At 67.8% G+C, this 2,483-nt stretch carries 3 protein-coding genes; all 3 read right to left on the bottom strand.

The annotated features are described in order from the left end of the window. Window positions 1-25 precede the first annotated feature (25 nt). Window positions 26-1,579, bottom strand: coding sequence for an IS66 family transposase (gene tnpC, locus BSZ14_RS18610; protein ID WP_076712046.1), 1,554 nt, complete (start codon window positions 1,577-1,579; stop codon window positions 26-28). Window positions 1,580-1,640: 61 nt separating this feature from the next. Next, entirely contained in the window at window positions 1,641-1,988 is a 348-nt protein-coding gene (gene tnpB, locus BSZ14_RS18605) for an IS66 family insertion sequence element accessory protein TnpB (protein WP_076712045.1), read from the bottom strand. Next, entirely contained in the window at window positions 1,985-2,359 is a 375-nt protein-coding gene (gene tnpA, locus BSZ14_RS18600) for an IS66-like element accessory protein TnpA (RefSeq protein ID WP_042491525.1), read from the bottom strand. The genes tnpB and tnpA overlap by 4 nt, the downstream gene beginning before the upstream one ends. Window positions 2,360-2,483: the final 124 nt, after the last annotated feature.

The following is a 2,483-nucleotide window of genomic DNA, read 5'->3' as shown; positions in this document are numbered from 1 at the left end:
GTAAGCGCGGCGTGGAGGCCGCAGATTACGCAGCTTGTGCGGTCGGCTGATCTGCCGGGGGCATCCAGTTCCAGGGCATGAGTTCGTCCCACCGACTGGCAGGCCAGTCGCCCGCGACCCTGGCAATGACGTCGGCGATATAGGCCTGCGGGTCGACGCCATTGGCCTTGCAGGTCTGGATGACGGTGTAGATGGCCGCGGCCCGCTCGCCGCCTGCGCGCGAACCGGCGAACAGCCAGTTGCGGCGTCCGACCGCGACACCGCGCAGCGCACGCTCCGCGATATTGTTGTCGATCTCCAGGCGGCCATCGTCGAGGAAGCGCGACAGCGCTGGCCAGCGCTTCGTGCCATAGGCGATGGCCCTTGCCATGTCGGACTTCGGTGACAGGCGGCGCAAGCTGGCGTCGAGCAACTCGCGCAAGGCGTCGACCAGGGGCCGACTTTTCTCCTGTCGGGCTCGACATCGCACGTCGGGTGGTTGGCCGCGGACCTCGGCCTCGACGGCATAGAGCGCGCCGATCCGCTCGAGGATGTCGGTGGTCAGCGGCGTGGGCGACCGCTCGTGGAGGTCGAAGACCTTGCGTCGGAAATGCGCCCAGCACGCGACCTCGGTGACGCCGCTGCGATAGAGTCCGTCATAGCCGGCATAGGCATCGGCCTGGAGGAAGCCACGAAACCCGGCGAGATGGGCCAGCGGGTGCGCGGCGGTGCGGTCTGGCGTGAAGCGATACCAGGTCGCACGCGGCGCCGTGCTGCCGGACGCCTGGTCGTCGGCCGCATACACCCACAACCGCCCGGTCGCGGTCTTGCCCCGGCCGGGGTCGAGCACCGGCACGGGCGTGTCGTCGGCGTGGATCTTGTCGGCCTTGAGGACTTCGTCGCGCATGCGGCTGACGATGGGGTCGAGGAGCGCGGCGGCCTGTCCGGTCCAGCCCGCCAATGTCGAGCGGTCGATGTCGAGCCCTTGCGCCGCCATCATCTCGGCCTGGCGGTAGAGCGGCAGATGGTGGTCGAACTTCGAGACGACGATGTGCGCCAGCGTCGCGAAGGTCGCCTTGCCCTTGGCTATCGCGCTGACCGGTGCGGGAGCCTGGACGATCTTCTCGCACACCCGGCAGCTGTATTTGGAGCGGACGTTGCGCACGACCCGCCAGCGCACCGGCACGATGTCGAGCATCTCGTGCGCATCCGAGCCGAGCGGACGCAACGCACCACCGCAGTCCAGACAGGTGCAGGCACCCGACGCCGGCTCATGGACGACCTCCTCGCGCGGCAGATGTCCGGGTAGACTGCGGACGGGTACTGGCCGTGCCACTACGCCATTGTCGGTCCCCTCGGGGGCAGGCGCATCACGCTCCGTTTCCAATTCTTCCAGCGCGAGTTCGAGCTGCTCGATCTCGCGGCCGAGCTTCTCGGATGAGGCGCCGAACTGCATCCGCCGCAGGCGGGCGATCTGCCCGCGCAGGGTATCGATGAGCAGGTCGCGGGCGGCGAGCGCGGCATTGGCCCGGGCGAGCAAAACTTCCAGCGCGGCGATCCGCGCGGTGGCATCAGCAGGGGAAACAAGCGCTTCCGACACCCCGTTTCCATAGCAGATTGCAGGTCGGGGAGCGAGGGAAAGTGGGGCAAAACCGCCGTTTTCATCCCGCCAGCGTCGGCGCGAACGTCCGTTCCGGCCGGCGCCAGTCGATGCCCTCCAGCAGCATCGACAATTGCGCCGGCGTCAGTGTCACCGTGCCGGTCGCCGTCACCGGCCAGACGAAACGGCCACGGTCGAGCCGCTTGGAGAACAGGCAAAGCCCCTGGCCATCGAACCACAGCAGCTTGACCAGATGCCCCCGCTTGCCCCGGAACACGAACAAGGCACCCGAATGCGGGTTCTGTGCCAGCACCTGCTGTACCAGCACCGCCAGGCCATCGAACCCCTTGCGCATGTCGGTCACCCCGCACGCCAGGAACACCCGCGTCGGTAGCGGCACCGGGCTCATCGCAGCACCGACAGCACCCGTGTCAGCGCGCCTGCATCCACCGCGGCATCCACGCTCACCCGCACGCCGCCCGGCAGCTCGATATGGATGAACCCCGGTGGACATGGTGCCGGCTGCGGTATCGGCGCGACCGGGGCGACAACCTGTACCTCGGCAAATACCGGCAACGCAGCCACGACGCCCGCCAGCTTGCCTTCACGCAATTGCTTGCGCCACGTGTAGATCAGGCTGCTCGACACCTCGCGACGGGCGATGACGTCGCAAACCCGCACCCCCGGCCGGAACGCCTCGGCCAGGATCTCCAGCTTCTCCGCGTCAGACCATCGCCGTCGACCCGACACCCGGCCGACCACCTCCATCCGACCAGTCATACGAGTGCTCGTATGACCAGTCGTAGAACCGAGAACTTCCCGCACCGCTCGCACCCTCGTCAAAGGCGACAAGCATCCCGGCTACCGGCGCTACCGCAAGGTGGCCTGCTGACCACGCTTACTT

The sequence above is a fragment of the Sphingomonas sp. Sph1(2015) genome (genome assembly GCF_001970915.1).
Classification (GTDB): Bacteria; Pseudomonadota; Alphaproteobacteria; order Sphingomonadales; family Sphingomonadaceae; genus Sphingomonas; species Sphingomonas parapaucimobilis.
The sequence above is the reverse complement of the archived record's forward strand: the minus strand, read 5'-3'. Positions and strand labels throughout refer to the sequence as shown.

Coding starts and splice junctions, on each gene's coding strand:
- tnpB (WP_076712045.1), bottom strand. CDS start 1,988: ATGAGCCCGGTGCCGCTACCGACGCGGGTGTTCCTGGCGTGCGGGGTG.
- tnpA (WP_042491525.1), bottom strand. CDS start 2,359: ATGACTGGTCGGATGGAGGTGGTCGGCCGGGTGTCGGGTCGACGGCGA.